Below are 15084 nucleotides of genomic sequence, written 5' to 3'. Positions count from 1 at the left end.
ATTTCCCGTAGCCACATCCGCCGTCCCACGCTCACGAGCCAGGGAGTGTTCGCGAGCACCCTTCGACAGCAATGCAGTAGGCTTTGGTAGAAGCGCCTGCCCTTAGTTACATGATGGCCTTTAACCGCAACAATACTCGCTATGCCGACAGCGAATCCCGCGTCGGCTGCTTCGAAAATAGAGGCGACTGAACAAACTAGATGTCACCTCACGCGTGACCCGACAAAGGCTGGCCCCTGAAACCGTACTATTACAGGCTGAATAAGATAAACAGAGGGGCTGTCCTTATATTCCTGGTAGGGCAAATTTCTCCAGAGCTTCCAGGAAGTTCTCTAAGTGTTCCGCGTCTGCATGTAATTCCATTTCGTCAATCTGATTTCTGATCTTCGTCAAAGCGGCATCGAGTCTCGGGTTTGCCGAAATCGCAAGGCGCCGCGCTGCACTCTTGTGTAACAGGTCTGCACAAAGTTTCTTTCCCTGCTCTGTAGTGCCGAAATAGACGCTTAAACTCGCTCCGTTGGTCGAAATATGCAGGTACCGCACGTGATCGTCATAGATGTGGTAACGCGGGTGAAAGAACCTTCGACATCGCCTTGCAGGAATATATTTCCGTTGCGAGTTATTCCAGCTCGACCATTCGCTATTTCTCTTTACATGATTGCAGTCATAGCAGGCGACAGCCAGGTTGCGGTAATGAAACGTGAAGCGAGGGAATTTATCCTTCGGCAGCACATGATCAATCGGCTTGGCCCAGGCAATGCCCTGTAGCGATCGGCGACAGTAACAGCAGTATCCATCCTGCAGGGACACCAAGTGATTTCGCAGTTTGGTGATCAGCGAGGCCCCATTGTGCTCGGTTCCATTGACCTTAAACTTGCCGTCGCGAATCGTAGACCATGCGCCGTCTAGCAATCCGGCAGAGCGACGCCAGCTGCGAAAGAATGCACGTGCTTCGAGCGAGGGAAGGTTCTTTGCGAAAAACTCCCGCTCCTGTGCGCCAAGATCAATCTTCATCCGGCGGCTCCTGCGGAGCTTCGCTCCTCTTCCAGTTTCGATAGCACGAGTCTAGCTTGCTCGATCAAGCGAAGATGAGCGTTTGTGTGCCCTTCGCCGAGAGACGGAATGGATATCTCCACGACATGGCGCATCTGTGTGATCTCGCTCAATGCCTGGATAGCAGCCTTTTCATCGCCAAGATTTACCTGCTCAACTGCCGCCGATACAATCTCGGCGCATCGCTCATGCACCTCGCGATTGCTCTCGGTGTAGGTGCTAAATCCATCGAAAAGGATACGCTCGACGCTCCTTGCTCGCTCCGGCAGAATTTCGATCAAGCCACCTCGCGCAGTAAAGCGATAACTGCCAGTGTCTAACGCGGCGGAAAGCAAGACAGGTGAATGTGTTGCGATGGCGAACTGAACTTGGAACTCGTCGCGCACTACGTTCAGGACGCTTGGCAGGGCGCGCTGCCAAGCAACGTGAAGGCTTGCCTCAGGCTCATCAATAATGAACAGCGTGCCCTTATGCGCCTCTGCTATCAAGCGTCCCAGCATAAGCAGTATTTGTTGCTCGCCGCTGCTGAGATGGTCAAAGGGGACGATTACGGTGGATCCGTTGCGCTGAAATCCTGGTTGATCACCTTTCTGCAGTTCGGCGAACGCCTCTTCACTAATAGTCTTCAGATCCGCCAGGGATTCTGGGGTCACCTTCAGGTTTCCGGGAAGAACGAAGTGCTTACCTCTGAAGCCCACCAGTTCGGATGCTTTATCCAATACCTCCATTCGATGAGGTTCCTGATAAATTGTCTGCAGCAGCCGCAGCATTTGGCGTGCTAAAGATTTGACGTTAGTACCTGTTGCCGTCGTCCGCGCGCCCAAGTAGCGATAGTGTGGATGTTTATTTGAATCTTTGGGGTACCGGTCCGAGGCGGTCGATGAAAGTGCGCGGACCGGGCGCTCTTTCTTGACGTAATAATCAAGTAAGCCACGTAAGAGGAAGCTCTTCCCTACGCCGTTGTCCCCGATGACGTACGCACAGCAGGGCTGTGGCGAGTCAAGCAGTTCATACAGTGGAGTGGGGTCGAGCATGGTAATGGTGAGGCCATTGTCAATGGGTTCAATCCAGGCGGATGGATCGAGAGAATCCGACTCCATGTCAAGCAACTGTCGTAATCGAATCTCACGATAAAAGCCTCGAGCCTCTCGCTGTTCTTCAAAAAATAGCTTCGAAGCACGCACTGAGAGCTCCGAACCTAGCGCAGTTCGCCAGTCTGGCCAATCAAGTTCAAGGTCTTTTGAGCTTCGCGCCAAGATAGGGATGCTTAAGAAAGCGGCGATTCGCTCTAGCGGTTCATCGCGCAACGCATCGCAGTAGCGGCCGTCAATGAAGAGAATATTTTGGTCTTCCGGCAAGGAACTAGGAGCGCCCAGCACTAGTATGAATTGGCGAGTGGCTTTTGCTATGCGGCGTGGCAGTTCGATGACCGCGCGTACGTTCCCCGTTCGAATAAGCTCGCGCCTTAAGTCGCGTCGGATGCCACTCTCGCGACATTCGCGTAGGGTCAGCAGTGTTACTGCGGCCTGCCCGGTGGTGGCTCGGTGACTGAACCATGTTGCCATGGTCAGCCCGGAAGCTCCTGGTAAAGCATCATTCCAGGCCTGCTTAAGCTCTGCAACGAGAGCGTCTTTTCGGGGAGGGATGAAGTAAAGGAAGCTCGACTTCGGCAAGTTTATGTCACTGTTCAGCTGGTATCGGCTGACGTGGCGTCCGTGTACTTCCAGCTTGAGTAGCACCTCGAACTCGGCATCATGTATTAAGTCTTGAAGCCAGAGCGTCGATGCTTGGATGGCTTGCGTTCCCAGCGCACCAGAACTACTTCTGCCCAGGTCGATCAATGCGGTGTTATTTTCCACAATATGTGCGGCAAAATTCGCAGTAAATTTTTCTGTTGCTAAAGTTACATCATCCTGGAACTGCAAGCTCAGTAGTGCATCGATCATGTAGTCGAATCGAAGTATTTTTTCCTCCGCATCTCCCTTCTGAGATATTTGCAGCAAGCTGGACAAACCAAAATCGCCCAGTAGATAAAAATCCAATTGGGCAGCATATCTTGGTCTATGCGATTTTATGGCTTGCTCGTACGCATGCGCGAGGGCCTTGGTCCGTTCGTTATGTGAATTATAATTCGGAAGAAAAGCGAATTCTAGTTTGTCAGTGAGGTCTAAGTAGAGAATAAAGATCGCCATGCGAATTGCATCGGCATGCCCCAACTTATCCTTTGCGATGGAGTGAATCGTCTTGAGATATCGGGCAGATGTGAGGTTTCGCTCATCCAGATTCTCCACTTGGCCATTCTTCCTTGCTGATTTCGTTGTCACGAAGAATGCTGCATTTTGGAGGTTCCGCGCAAGATTAGGTAATGGACGGTAGAGCGGCCTGAAGAGCTTGAGATAGCATTCTTGCGTGATTGATTTGGATGTCTCGGCGTGGTGTTCGCATCTGAATTTGATGCTGTACGCAATATTTCAGTCAGACATCTGCGAGTATGCGGCCGGTTCACGGGCTTCTCCAAGAGTCCACAGAAGGGATCTGCCGGTGGAGACTTTTAGTTATTTCGCTGTGTGTCAAAATTCTTGCTCTCATATGGAGCATGCGGCTTGGCGGCGGATATAGCGGTGTATTAACGACTTTTGTTTTCAGCTACTCGGCCTACAGGTAGTTCCACAAAGAAAAAGGGCCGCTTTCGCGGCCCTTTCTTCGCTTCGCGCGATGGCACCGAGTTTACTTCTTCAGCCCGGCATCCTTGCGCAGATCCTCGGCCTTGTCGGTCTTCTCCCACGAGAAGGCGGTGGCGGTCTGCTTCTTGCCGGCGCCGTCGACGTAGCTGACTTCTTTCGGCTTGCGGCCGAAGTGGCCGTAAGCGGCGGTCAGCTGGTAGACCGGGTGGATCAGGTCGAGCATCTTGACGATGCCGTACGGGCGCAGGTCGAAGTGCTTGCGGATCAGCTTTTCGATCTTGTCGTCGCTGATCTTGCCGGTGCCGAAGGTGGTCACCGAGATCGAGGTCGGCTCGGCCACGCCGATGGCGTAGGAGACCTGCACTTCGCACTTGTCGGCCAGGCCGGCGGCGACGATGTTCTTGGCCACGTAGCGCGCGGCGTAGGCGGCCGAACGGTCGACCTTCGACGGATCCTTGCCGGAGAACGCGCCGCCGCCGTGGCGGGCCATGCCGCCGTAGCTGTCGACGATGATCTTGCGGCCGGTCAGGCCGCAATCGCCGACCGGGCCGCCGATCACGAAGATGCCGGTCGGGTTGATGTGGACCTTGTTCTTCGGCAGCTTCTCCAGCCACGCCTTCGGCAGCACCGGCTTGAGGATGTGCTCGTACACGCCCTCGACCAGGTCCTTCTGCTTGATGCCCGGATCGTGCTGGGTCGACAGCACCACCGCGTCGAGGCCGGCGACCTGGTGCTTGTCGTCGTAGCGCAGGGTGACCTGCGACTTCGCGTCCGGACGCAGCCACGGCAGCTTGGAGTTCTTCTGCTTGCGGATCTTGGCCTGCTGCTCGACCAGGCGGTGCGAGTAGTAGATCGGCGCCGGCATGTATTCCGGGGCCTCGTTGCAGGCGTAGCCGAACATCAGGCCCTGGTCGCCCGCGCCTTGTTCTTCCGGCTTCTTGCGGTCGACGCCGGCGGCGATGTCGGGCGACTGCTTGCCGAGCATGTTGATGATCGCGCAGGTGTGGCCGTCGAAGCCGACATTGGAATTGTTGTAGCCGATGTCGTTGATGACCTTGCGCGCCAGCGCTTCGATGTCCACCCACGCGTTGGTGGTGACTTCGCCGGCGACGATCGCCGCGCCGGTCTTCACCAGCGTCTCGCAGGCCACGCGCGCGCGCTTGTCCTGGGCCAGGATGGCGTCGAGGACGGCGTCGGAGATCTGGTCGGCGATCTTGTCCGGATGGCCTTCGGAGACGGATTCGGAGGTGAACAGATAGCTGGACATCGAGGCAATATCCTTCGATTCGGATAGAAAGATGGCCGAGCATTGTACAAGCTCGGCCGCGTGCGCGCATTGTGCCGTGCCCCAGGGTTGTCTGGGCGTTAAGCGCGGCTGAAGGGCCTCGGCCGGGTCGGCCGTTCGGCGGAGGCCGGGGCGGGGCGCTGCTGCCAGCCTGGACCCGCTGCCAGGATGGCCGGCTTCCACGGCGACGACGCATCGCCGTTTCGCGCTTTCCGGGCGGCGCTCCCAGGCCGGACAGGGCTGTCACCGGACTGTCCCCAAACCGCCATGTGGCTGTCGCCGCGCCGGCTCAGGCTGCGCGGCATACCGCCGCCCCCGATGCGACGAAGACCATGCTGCAACTCGAACGCCGATTGGAAGAACGTTATCCGCAGTGGTTCCGCGGCCGCAGGGCGAGGCTCGCCCGTCCGCTGGTGCGGACCCTCGGCCGTTGGTCGAGGTTCGACCAGATCGATGAATTCCTGGGCGAAACCCGGCATCTGCACGGGTTCGACTTCGTCACCGCCTCGCTGGAGTTCCTGCAGTCGCGCTACCTGGTCGAGGACGCCGAGCTGCGCCGGATCCCGACCACCGGCCGGCTGCTGATCGTGGCCAACCACCCCTCCGGCGCGGTCGACGCGCTGGCGTTGCTGGACGCGGTCGGCCGGGTCCGCAGCGACGTCAAGATCGTCGCCAACGACCTGTTGCTGGCGCTCGACGGCCTGCAGGACCTGCTGCTGCCGGTGCGCATCCTCGGCGGCCGCCCGAGCGCCGAGAGCCTGCACGCGATCGAGGCGGCGCTGGAAGCCGAGCAATGCGTGATCGTGTTCCCGGCCGGCGAAGTCGCCCGCCTGGGCCTGCGCGGGGTCACCGACGGGCGCTGGCAGCGCGGCTTCCTGCGCTTCGCCCGCCGCACCGGCGCGCCGGTGCTGCCGATCCGCATCGAGGCGCGCAATTCGGCGCTGTTCTACGGCGCCTCGGCCTTGTTCAAGCCGGCCGGCACCGCGCTGCTGGCGCGCGAGATGTTCGCCCGCCGCGCGCGCCGCATCGCCCTGCACATCGGCCGCGCGTTCCGGCTGCCGGCCGAAGGCGACGCCCAGCAGGTGCTGCGCGAGGTGCGGCGCGAGCTGCACGCGGTCGGCACCCCGCGCGAGCGGCCGGCGCCGGTCGGGCCGGAGGCGCTGATCGACGCGGTCGACCCGGCGCTGGTGCGCGCCGGGGTGGAATCGATGGAATCGCTGGGCCGCACCACCGACGGCAAGCAGATCCGGGTCGGCGCGCTGCCGGCCGGCTCGCCGCTGCTGCGCGAGATCGGCCGCCTGCGCGAGCTGACCTTCCGCCAGGTCGGCGAGGGCACCGGCCAGCGTCTGGACGTGGACGTCTACGACAGCTGGTACGAGCACATCGTGCTGTGGGACGAGGACGCCGGGCGCATCGCCGGCGCCTACCGCATCGCCCGCGGCAGCCGGGTGGTGGCCGAGCGCGGCCTGGCCGGGCTGTATACCGCTTCGTTGTTCCGTTATGCCGAAGACGCGGTGCCGCGCCTGGTCCAGGGCATGGAACTGGGCCGCAGCTTCGTGACTCCGGACTACTGGGGCAGCCGCAGCATCGATTATCTGTGGCAGGGCATCGGCGCCTACCTGAGCCGCAACCCGGGCATCCGCTACCTGTTCGGCCCGGTCTCGATCAGCGCCGCGCTGCCGATCCAGGCGCGCGAACAGATCGTCGCCTACTACGCCCGCTACTACGGCGGGGCCGGCGCGGACGCGGTGTCCAAGCAGCCGTTCGTGTATCGCGCCGCGCCGCCGCAGTTCGACGCGCTCGACGCGGCCACCGCGTTCCGCGTGCTCAAGAACAACCTCGACGCGCTCGGCAGCGCGGTGCCGATGCTCTACAAGCAGTACACCGACCTGTGCGAGCCGGGCGGCGCGCGCTTCCTCGCCTTCGGCGTGGACCCCGCCTTCAGCGACGCGGTCGACGGATTGATCGAAGTGGACCTGCAGCAGCTGCGGCCGAAGAAGCGCGAGCGCTACCTCGGCGTGGCCGTGCCGCGTCCGGCGCCGCCCGCCGACGGCGAGGCGGCGAACGACGCCGGCACCGACGCTGCCCAGGCCCACGCACCGGACACCTGACCCCGCCACGAGACCGTGCCATGAGCCCCGCCTCGATCGTGCCGTTGCCGTTACGCCGCCGCGCCGTGTTCGTTTCCGACGTGCATTTGGGCTCCAAGCACTGCCATGCGGCGGAGTTCGCCGACTTCCTGCAGGGACTGCGCTGCGACAAGCTCTACCTAGTCGGCGACATCGTCGACTTGTGGTGGATGTCGCAGCGCCGCGCCGCCTGGGGCTCGGCGCAGTACCGCGTGGTCGAGGCGCTGCACGCGCTGGCGCGCGCCGGCACCGAGCTGATCTACGTGCCCGGCAACCACGACCGCTCGATCCGCCGCTTCTGCGGGCTGACCCTGCCGCGCATGCAGGTGCGCCGCCGCGCCATCCATCTCACCGCCGACGGCCGCCGGCTGCTGGTGACCCACGGCGACGACTACGACGCGATCACCCAGTTCGGCGGCATGCAGGAGAAGTTCGGCGACTGGCTGTACGAGCGCATCCTGACCGGCAACAAGCTCACCAACCAGGTGCGGCGCCGCTTCGGCAAGCGCTACTGGTCGCTGGCGGATTTCCTCAAGCGCCGCAGCGGCGCGGCCGAGCGCTACATCGCGCGCTTCGTCCAGGCCGGCCTGGACGATGCGCGCAAGCGCGGCCTGGACGGCATCGTCTGCGGCCACATCCACCGCGCGTCGCTGTTCGAGCGCGAGGGCTGCGTCTACGCCAACGACGGCGACTGGGTCGAGAGCCTGACCGCGCTGGTCGAGGACCCCGACGGCACCCTTCGCCTGCTGACCCACGCCGGCGAGACCCGCGCCCTGCTGCCGCCGCGCGCGCCGCGGACGTTGCCGGCCGGCAAGGAACTGCCGTACGCGGCGTGAGGCGTGAGGCGTGAGGCGGCTGGAAGGCGAAAGTCAGGACCCAGTTTGTCCTTGCTCGCGAGCCCGGCTGCGCGCGCATCCGTTCCCGGACAGTGAGCAGGGCGCGCCTGACTGGACGAACCCAAAGGAAAACAGCGCGTTTTTCAGCGCTGCCTGAAGGTTCGATCAGGATCGGTCGAATCGATGCCGCACACCTCGACAGGGTTGCGGCCCGCACGGCAACCAGAGTCCCCGGCCGGACTGTTCCGACTCAGGCCGGACCGCCAATCCGCGGCCCCTCAAGCCATGATTCATGACCGCATGAAGCCTACGAAGCCCTGTGTGACTCGCCGCGCGTGCTTCGATCTTTCAACTCCGCATCCACCGAATCGACCAGCGCCTGCAAGTTTCTGGGGACGGGCGATCCTATATAGCTGCGACCTACCTCGAACGGATCGACCATAAGCGCCATGTCGTTCCACGCGGAGAATCGCCCGACCACGTAGCGTCCGTAAAAAACAGATCCTTCATCTTCGTTGACATACCAAGAGCCCTGGTATCTCTGGGCGAAATACTCCCCAACAAAATATGCCACCCTCGCGTGGAGCCATATTTTCTCGTCGTCGCCGTCCAGTTCCACGTTCTTCAAGGCAGTGCTGAGCAAAGGCAGGTAGTCGGCCGCATGGATCAGGACTTGCGGCGCAGGATTTATTCCCATCTGCCCCACGAACTCGACAAGCACGGAAATAGCCTCTGCGTAAAAATCATCGAGCTCGGACTTCCGTTGCTCGATCAACTCAGGCGAAATCATCGTTGAGTACCTTCATCCATAAAAAAAGCCCAGCGCCCTTGCCGGCGGCTTGCGCCATCATGCCTGTTCTCGCGACTCATTGGTGCGCCAGCAATGGCCGTGCCCAGTCGGCCCGCTCTAACCCGGGATGACGCTGCCGATGGACATTGCGCGCGCCGTCGGCGCGCCGGCACCGCCGTCCCGTGCGAGGAACCGATTGCCTGCGGCCAGCTACGGCGGCGAGGCCGTACCCGCCCCCAGGCCGATGCGCTAATCCACCCCCGCCACCGCCGCCCGCAACGCCGCCCGTGCCAGCAGCCGGGTCGAATCCAGCGTCGGCAGCGCCGAATTGCCGTCGTCGATGATCAGCGGGATCTCGGTGCAGCCCAGCACCACCGCGTCGCAGCCCTGCGCCTTGAGGTCTTCGATCACGCCCTGGAAGTAGGCGACGGTCTGCGGCTTGAACACGCCGTACACCAGCTCGTCCATGATCAGCCGCCCGATCCGCGCGCGCTGCTCGGCGCCCGGACGCACGTACTCCAGTCCCAACGCCGCCAGCTGCCGCGGATACACCTCGCTCTCCACCAGCCACTGCGTGCCGGTCAGGCCGATCCGGCGGAACCCGTGCGCCTGCGCCTCGCGCGCGACCACGTCGGCGATGTGCAGCCACGGCAGCGGCGAGCGCGGCCGCACGTAGTCCATCGCCTGGTGGATGGTGTTGTCCGGGCAAATCAGCAGCTTCGCGCCGGCGCGTTCGAGCTTGCGCGCCGACGACAGCATCAGTTCGCCGACGCCGTCGAGGTCGCCGCGTTCCAGGCAGGCCACGTAGTCGGCCAGCGAGTGGCCGTGCAAGGCGATGTCGGGGTGCGCGTGCGGGCCGAGCCGCGCGGCGGCTTCGGCGCAGATCGTGCGGTAGCACAGCGCCGCGCCTTCCGAGGAGCAGGCGACGATGCCGAGGGGCAGGGGAGCGGTCATGCGGATTCCATGAGAGCGCGGCGCGCGGCCGCTTGCGGCCACCATGCGAGCGCCGCCGCGGCCGCGCAAGTCCGCGCGCGCGCATGCAACGAAAAACAAACACCTTGCGCGGGCCCGCGCCGGTAGCATTCCGCGATGGATTCGCTTACCCAGATCGTGCTCGGCGCCGCGCTGAGCGCCGCCATCGCTCCTGCGCAACACCGCCGCGCGGCCCTGCTGGCCGGCGCGGCGCTGGGCACCTTGCCGGATTTGGACGTCCTGCCGGTCAACCTGCTCACCGGCGATCCGGTCGCGCGCATGACCTGGCACCGCAGCATCAGCCACTCGCTGCTGGTGCTGCCGTTCGTGGCCTGGGCGATCTGGGGTTGGTGCCGCGGCCGCGGCGGACGCGTGGCGCAATCGCCCAAGCGCTGGTTCTGGGCGATGCAGGCCGCGCTGCTGACCCATCCCGTGCTCGACGCCTTCACCGTGTACGGCACCCAGTTGTGGTGGCCGTTGCCGGCGCGGCCGACGATGTGGTCGAGCATCTTCATCATCGATCCGCTCTACACCGTGTGGCTGCTGGCCGCCTGCGTCTGGGTCTGGTTCGCGCGCGCCGGGCGCAGCGCGCAGCCGGCGCTGGCGTTGGGGCTGGCGCTGAGTTCGCTGTACCTGGGCGGCTCGCTGTGGGCCAAGCACCGGGTCGAGCAGGCCGCGCAGCCGGCGCTGGCCGCGCTGGGGCTGGAGAACGCGCCGCGTTTCTCGGTGCCGATGCCGTTCACCACCGCGCTGTGGCGGGTGGTGGCGATGACGCCGGACGGCTATGTCGAGGGCGAGCGCTCGCTGCTGGCCGACCGCGGGCCGATGCATTTCCGCCTGTATCCGTCCGACTCGCTGGCCTATTCCCAGGTCAGCGGCTATCCGGCGGTGCACCGGCTGCAGTGGTTCAACCACGGCTTCATGAAGGCCGAGGAACGCGACGGCCGGCTGGTGCTGAGCGACCTGCGCATGGGCGCCGAGCCGGACTACAACTTCCGCTTCGCGGTGGCCCGGCGCGAAGCCGGCGGTTGGCGCGAGATCGCGCCGGAACAGCTGCAATGGCCGTGGGACGCGGCCGCGCGGCTGCCGGCGATGTGGCAGCGGATCTGGCGCGAGCCGGCGCCGGTGCCGCCGGAACATACGGTGGCCGATGTGCGCCGGTTGCAGCGGGCCACGCCGATGCGCGCGCGCGCCGGCATCGACGCCCGCCCGGGCAGCGGGTTCAGCGGCGAGATGAGCGACGACCTCGGCGGCGGCGAGGCCGCGGCGCCGCGCTAGCCGCGGCCGCGGCGGCCGCCGCGAGGACGGTGCGGCGCGGACGGACAGGGGGCGCCGTGACCGCGGTCAGGGTGACAAGCGGCCAGTGTCGGCGGGCCTGCAAATCTGCATAATCGGGCCGCCGCGGCGCCGGACTGCCGCGCCTCCACGTCTCCGCCCGCCCCCGAGGTAGACCATGTTCCCCCTGCTTCCGCGATGGATCGCATTGCGGCCGATCGCGCCCGCAGCCGTCGCGGCCCTCGCGCTCGCCGCCAGCGGCTGCGCGACCTTCATCCGCGGCTCGACCCAGTCGCTGACCATCGACAGCCTGCCCGGTGCGGCGACGGTGTCGCTGTCGAACGGCGAACGCTGCTCCACGCCGTGCGTGCTCAAGCTCAAGCGCAAGCATCCGGTCGCGGTGGAGCTGTGCAAGTCCGGTTATCGCCAGGCCCTGACCCAGGTGCGCAGCGAACTCGGCAGCGCCGGCGCGGTGCGCATGGCCGGCAACGCCTTGATCGGCGGCTTGATCGGCGTCGGCGTGGACGCCGCCAGCGGCGCGGCCAAGGATCTCAATCCGAACGTGCTGGCGGTGCTGCTGGTGGAGGAAACGCCCGGCTGCACCGCGCCGGCGTTTCCGGCGGTGCCGGAAAACGGGCAGACGCCGGAGGAGTACGCGCGCGCGAAAGGCAAGGGCAAGCGCTGACCCGCGCGCAGCGAGCGGCGGGCTGTCGCGGCGGCGGATCGAAAGGCGTCGGGCCTGAAGGCCCTCCCACGGTCGCGCGCCGCCCCTGTGGGATTGGCTTCGACCCCGGTGTTCTTGTGGGAGGGGCTTGAACCCCGATGCTCTCGCGGGAGGGGCTTCAGCCCCGATGCTTTCATGGGAGGGCTTGAACCCCCGATGCTCTCGTGGAAGGGGCCTCAACCCCGATGCCTTCATGGGGGGGCTTGAACCCCGATGCTCTCGTGGGAGGGCTTCAGCCCCGACGCTCTCCGCTCAGGTCGCAGCGCAATCCCATATCGAACCGCCGACTGCGCTCAAGCCGCCGCCGGCAATTCCGGAACCACCCCAGCCACCAGCGCATCGAAGTAATCGCGCGTCAGCCGCAGCTGCTGCTCGGCCGATTCGGCGCGGTTGACCACGGCGCGGAAGGCGGCGTTCTCCGGGCGGTCCTTGGCGTACCAGCCCAGGTGCTTGCGCGCGATGCGCACGCCGGAGACTTCGCCGTAGAACGCGTGCAGGTGTTCGAGGTGGCCGAGCAGGATCTCGCGCACCTGCGCCAGCGACGGCGGCGCGCGTTCCTCGCCGTGTTCCAGGAAGTGGGCGATCTCGCCGAAGATCCACGGCCGCCCCTGCGCCGCGCGGCCGACCATGACCGCGTCGCAGCCGGTATGGGCGAGCACGAAGGCGGCCTTGCGCGGCGAATCGATGTCGCCGTTGGCGATCACCGGAATCGACAGCTGCGCCTTGATCGCGGCGATGGTGTCGTACTCGGCGACGCCGGTGTACTGCTGGTCGCGGGTGCGCCCGTGCACCGCCAGCGCGGCGATGCCGGACTGTTCGGCGATGCGCGCGATCAGCGGCGCGTTGCGCTGGTCGTGGTCCCAGCCGGTGCGGATCTTGAGCGTGACCGGCACGTCGACCGCCGCGACCACCGCCTCCAGGATCTGCGCCACCAGTTCGGGTTCGCGCATCAGCGCCGAGCCGGCCCAGGCGTTGCAGACCTTCTTGGCCGGGCAGCCCATGTTGATGTCGACGATCTGCGCGCCGTGATCGACGTTGTAGCGCGCCGCCTCGGCCATGACGCGCGGCACCGTGCCGGCGATCTGCACGCTGATCGGCGCGGGCTCGCCGGCGTGGTCCATGCGATGGCGCGACTTGGCCGTGGTCCAGAAGCGCGGATCGCTGGTGGTCATCTCCGAAACGCACAGCCCCGCGCCCAGGCGCTTGCACAGCACCCGGAACGGCTTGTCGGTGACGCCCGCCATCGGGGCGAGGATCACCCGGGGGGCGATGGAATGGGGGCCGATGCGCATGCGCGCATTGTAAGCCACCCGCCCGGGGCGGCCCCGCGGCGGCGCGGAGGCCTGCCAGGCGTGGGCGCGAGCGTCATCGGCGGATGCGCCGATGCGGGCCGTCGCAGGGGCGCGGACCCTGGCTGCCTGGCGCCGGCTCGCCGGCGCCTGCCGTTACGGCCGGCCCGAGGTCGTAGCGGACCGGCGCGACGGCGGAACCCGGCCCGGGCCCAGCCCGAGCCAAGCCGGACTCAGGGCGCGGTGTCTTCGACCTTCAGCGACGGCCCGTTCTCCTTGACCGAAGCGATGCCGCCGTCGCGGCCGCTCGCGTCCTTGTACATCTGGCTGTTGCCGATGGCCTGGCCATTGCTCGCGGTAAGCAGGAAATACAGCCGGCCGTCGGCGGCGCTCTTGCGCTCGTAGCGCGCGTCGATCTGGCTGTTCTTGCGCACCGACTCGATGCCCTCCAGCGCCGAGGCCTTCTGCTTGTAGCCCTCGCTGCTGAGGATCACCTGGCCGTTGCCGGCCTTGAGCACGAAGTGGAACTGCCCGTTGCTCTGCTTGCTGATGACGTACTTGCCTGCCATGTCCGATCCCTCGAGTTTGGCGCCGCCGCGGCGGCGGGTGTGGCCGTGTGGATGCACGCGCATAAGACGTACACGAGCTTAGAACGCGCTCGTGAAGCCGGACCGGACGGGAACGGGCGATGCGGGGACGAAACACCCGCAAGATTTTTCCGCGCCGGAAAGCCGCGGCGGCGCTTTCGTGGGAGGGCCTTCAGGCCCGATGCGTTCGCTTTATGCGGGAGGGCCTTCAGGCCCGATGCTCGTGTGTCAGTCTGCGGCGATCCGACACAAGAGCATCGGGCCTGAAGGCCCTCCCACAAAAGCCCAAGCAGTTCGCCAAGGCGGGCAACCGGTGCCGCTCAGCGACCGCGCCGGCGCCGCCAGAACAGGAAGCCGGTGACCAACAGCAACGGCGGCGCCAACCCGGTCAGCGCGATCAGCAGCTGCCACGCCCGCCCGCCGACGAAGCCGCCGTGCAGCGGATACATCGCCTCGTACGCGCGCGCGCCGGGCCCTTGCCGGGTCGCATCGCGCGCGCCCAGCAGCGCGCCGCGCCACGGATCGATCCAGATCATGCTGCGCCCGACCGGATGCCATTCGTCGACCGCGCGCGCGCGGATCGTCACCAGCCCGCTGTCCTTCTTCGGCAAGCCGATCCGGCGCAATTGCGCGCCGGGAATCGGCCCGTCCGCGGCCACCGCCGCGTCGGCCGCGCGCAGGGTCGCGGCCCAGTCGATCGGCGCGTCGGCGCGCGCCGCGAGTTTCGGCGGCTTCGCCGGTTCGGCTTCGGAAAACGCCGCGCGCAAGGCGCTGCGCGCGATCTCGTCGTAGACCATCGCGGTGCCGGTGACCGCCGCCAGCAAGGTCAGCGGCAACAGCCACAGGCCCAGGCCGCGATGCCAGCTGAACCAGCGCCGGGTCGGCGGCCCGCGATACCACTTCAGGCTCGCCGCCAGCGCCGACCAACGCGGCCACCACAGATACAGCCCGCTGAGCAGCAGGAACACCGCGGCGATGCCGACCGCGCCGAGCACCTGCTCGCCGCTTTTGCCGGCCAGCAGGTGGGTGTGCCAGTCGCGCAGCCACAGGATCAGGTCGTTGCCGGTGTTGCGGGTCAGCAGCAGCTCGCCGCTGGCCGGGTCGAAATAGCGCCGCTCGTTGTCGGGGAAGTAGCCCTGCCAGACCGGGAACTGCGGCGAGGGCAGGTCGAGCGAGGTCATGCCCTGGGCCTGCCAGTGCGCGACGATCCGCTCCAGCGCCCGCGCGCGCTGCTGCGGCGCGATGTCGGCATCGCGCTGCAGTTGCGGATACGCCCACAGCGCCAGCTCGCGCTGGAACGCCAGCACCGTGCCCGACAGCGCCACCAGCGCGAACGCGCTGCCCAGGGTCAGCCCCAGCCACAGGTGCAGCCACTTCAAGGCCGCGCGCAGTCGGCGCGGCGCGGGGGCGTGCGGAGCGGGGGCGGCCTGGCTGGAATTCATGGCTCGGCGTGCGCGGCG

13 protein-coding genes are annotated in these 15084 nt (G+C 65.6%); 5 read left to right on the top strand and 8 right to left on the bottom strand.

Annotated elements, in window-relative coordinates:
* Nucleotides 1-285 precede the first annotated feature (285 nt).
* The 3 genes from JHW41_RS19600 to metK form a co-directional block, all read right to left on the bottom strand.
* Nucleotides 286-1014 carry an HNH endonuclease gene (locus JHW41_RS19600; RefSeq protein ID WP_250444847.1) on the bottom strand — a complete coding sequence of 243 codons (729 nt, stop codon included), beginning with the start codon at nt 1012-1014 and terminating at the stop codon, nt 286-288.
* The gene (locus JHW41_RS19595; protein ID WP_250444846.1) at nt 1011-3344 is read right to left on the bottom strand and encodes an AAA family ATPase; all 2334 of its coding nucleotides are present in this window, start codon (nt 3342-3344) and stop codon (nt 1011-1013) included. The genes JHW41_RS19600 and JHW41_RS19595 overlap by 4 nt, the downstream gene beginning before the upstream one ends.
* Before the next feature lie 436 nt (nt 3345-3780).
* Nucleotides 3781-5004: a methionine adenosyltransferase gene (gene metK, locus JHW41_RS19590; RefSeq protein WP_057946483.1), complete on the bottom strand. Its 1224-nt coding sequence runs from the start codon at nt 5002-5004 to the stop codon at nt 3781-3783.
* 350 nt (nt 5005-5354) lie between these two features.
* On the opposite strand from metK, the gene JHW41_RS19585 reads away from it, so the two are divergent.
* Nucleotides 5355-7133 (top strand): lysophospholipid acyltransferase family protein, encoded by a 1779-nt coding sequence (locus tag JHW41_RS19585; RefSeq protein WP_082644325.1) that lies wholly within the window; start codon nt 5355-5357, stop codon nt 7131-7133.
* A gap of 20 nt (nt 7134-7153) precedes the next feature.
* On the top strand, nt 7154-7987 hold the full coding sequence (locus JHW41_RS19580) for a UDP-2,3-diacylglucosamine diphosphatase (RefSeq protein WP_250444844.1): 834 nt from the start codon (nt 7154-7156) through the stop codon (nt 7985-7987).
* Nucleotides 7988-8294: 307 nt separating this feature from the next.
* Here the strand turns inward: JHW41_RS19580 and JHW41_RS19575 are convergent, their stop codons facing one another.
* Both JHW41_RS19575 and JHW41_RS19570 read right to left on the bottom strand, forming a co-directional pair.
* Complete coding sequence (locus JHW41_RS19575; RefSeq protein ID WP_057946485.1) at nt 8295-8777, bottom strand: hypothetical protein; 483 nt, start codon at nt 8775-8777, stop codon at nt 8295-8297.
* A 249-nt stretch (nt 8778-9026) separates the two neighbouring features.
* Nucleotides 9027-9731, bottom strand: a complete 705-nt coding sequence (locus tag JHW41_RS19570; protein WP_250444843.1) for an aspartate/glutamate racemase family protein — start codon at nt 9729-9731, stop codon at nt 9027-9029.
* A gap of 135 nt (nt 9732-9866) precedes the next feature.
* On the opposite strand from JHW41_RS19570, the gene JHW41_RS19565 reads away from it, so the two are divergent.
* Together JHW41_RS19565 and JHW41_RS19560 are read left to right on the top strand one after the other, a co-directional pair.
* Nucleotides 9867-11027, top strand: a complete 1161-nt coding sequence (locus JHW41_RS19565; protein WP_250444841.1) for a metal-dependent hydrolase — start codon at nt 9867-9869, stop codon at nt 11025-11027.
* A gap of 175 nt (nt 11028-11202) precedes the next feature.
* Nucleotides 11203-11709, top strand: a complete 507-nt coding sequence (locus JHW41_RS19560) for a PEGA domain-containing protein (RefSeq protein WP_250444839.1) — start codon at nt 11203-11205, stop codon at nt 11707-11709.
* Nucleotides 11710-12041: 332 nt separating this feature from the next.
* Here the strand turns inward: JHW41_RS19560 and dusB are convergent, their stop codons facing one another.
* Nucleotides 12042-13040, bottom strand: coding sequence for a tRNA dihydrouridine synthase DusB (gene dusB, locus JHW41_RS19555; RefSeq protein WP_057946488.1), 999 nt, complete (start codon nt 13038-13040; stop codon nt 12042-12044).
* 230 nt (nt 13041-13270) lie between these two features.
* Nucleotides 13271-13606, bottom strand: coding sequence for a YegP family protein (locus JHW41_RS19550; RefSeq protein WP_057949977.1), 336 nt, complete (start codon nt 13604-13606; stop codon nt 13271-13273).
* A gap of 199 nt (nt 13607-13805) precedes the next feature.
* Between JHW41_RS19550 and JHW41_RS27450 the strand changes: the two genes are divergently transcribed.
* A complete protein-coding gene (locus tag JHW41_RS27450) occupies nt 13806-13985 on the top strand; it encodes a DUF6053 domain-containing protein (RefSeq protein WP_428995579.1) in 180 nt (59 codons plus the stop codon).
* Here JHW41_RS27450 and JHW41_RS19545 read toward each other — a convergent pair.
* Nucleotides 13945-15066, bottom strand: coding sequence for a PepSY-associated TM helix domain-containing protein (locus JHW41_RS19545; protein WP_250444837.1), 1122 nt, complete (start codon nt 15064-15066; stop codon nt 13945-13947). The two genes, JHW41_RS27450 and JHW41_RS19545, sit on opposite strands and share 41 nt — an antisense overlap.
* Nucleotides 15067-15084: the final 18 nt, after the last annotated feature.

Source organism: Lysobacter enzymogenes, from assembly GCF_023617245.1.
Classification (GTDB): domain Bacteria; phylum Pseudomonadota; class Gammaproteobacteria; order Xanthomonadales; family Xanthomonadaceae; genus Lysobacter; species Lysobacter yananisis.
Note: the sequence above shows the minus strand (reverse complement) of the source record. Positions and strands in the feature narration are given on the sequence as shown.

What these genes read in the sequence shown, in the direction of transcription:
- JHW41_RS19600 (WP_250444847.1), bottom strand. Translation starts at nt 1,014, where the DNA reads ATGAAGATTGATCTTGGCGCACAGGAGCGGGAGTTTTTCGCAAAGAAC.
- metK (WP_057946483.1), bottom strand. Translation starts at nt 5,004, where the DNA reads ATGTCCAGCTATCTGTTCACCTCCGAATCCGTCTCCGAAGGCCATCCG.
- JHW41_RS19585 (WP_082644325.1), top strand. Translation starts at nt 5,355, where the DNA reads ATGCTGCAACTCGAACGCCGATTGGAAGAACGTTATCCGCAGTGGTTC.
- JHW41_RS19580 (WP_250444844.1), top strand. Translation starts at nt 7,154, where the DNA reads ATGAGCCCCGCCTCGATCGTGCCGTTGCCGTTACGCCGCCGCGCCGTG.
- JHW41_RS19575 (WP_057946485.1), bottom strand. Translation starts at nt 8,777, where the DNA reads ATGATTTCGCCTGAGTTGATCGAGCAACGGAAGTCCGAGCTCGATGAT.
- JHW41_RS19570 (WP_250444843.1), bottom strand. Translation starts at nt 9,731, where the DNA reads ATGACCGCTCCCCTGCCCCTCGGCATCGTCGCCTGCTCCTCGGAAGGC.
- JHW41_RS19565 (WP_250444841.1), top strand. Translation starts at nt 9,867, where the DNA reads ATGGATTCGCTTACCCAGATCGTGCTCGGCGCCGCGCTGAGCGCCGCC.
- JHW41_RS19560 (WP_250444839.1), top strand. Translation starts at nt 11,203, where the DNA reads ATGTTCCCCCTGCTTCCGCGATGGATCGCATTGCGGCCGATCGCGCCC.
- dusB (WP_057946488.1), bottom strand. Translation starts at nt 13,040, where the DNA reads ATGCGCATCGGCCCCCATTCCATCGCCCCCCGGGTGATCCTCGCCCCG.
- JHW41_RS19550 (WP_057949977.1), bottom strand. Translation starts at nt 13,606, where the DNA reads ATGGCAGGCAAGTACGTCATCAGCAAGCAGAGCAACGGGCAGTTCCAC.
- JHW41_RS27450 (WP_428995579.1), top strand. Translation starts at nt 13,806, where the DNA reads ATGCGTTCGCTTTATGCGGGAGGGCCTTCAGGCCCGATGCTCGTGTGT.
- JHW41_RS19545 (WP_250444837.1), bottom strand. Translation starts at nt 15,066, where the DNA reads ATGAATTCCAGCCAGGCCGCCCCCGCTCCGCACGCCCCCGCGCCGCGC.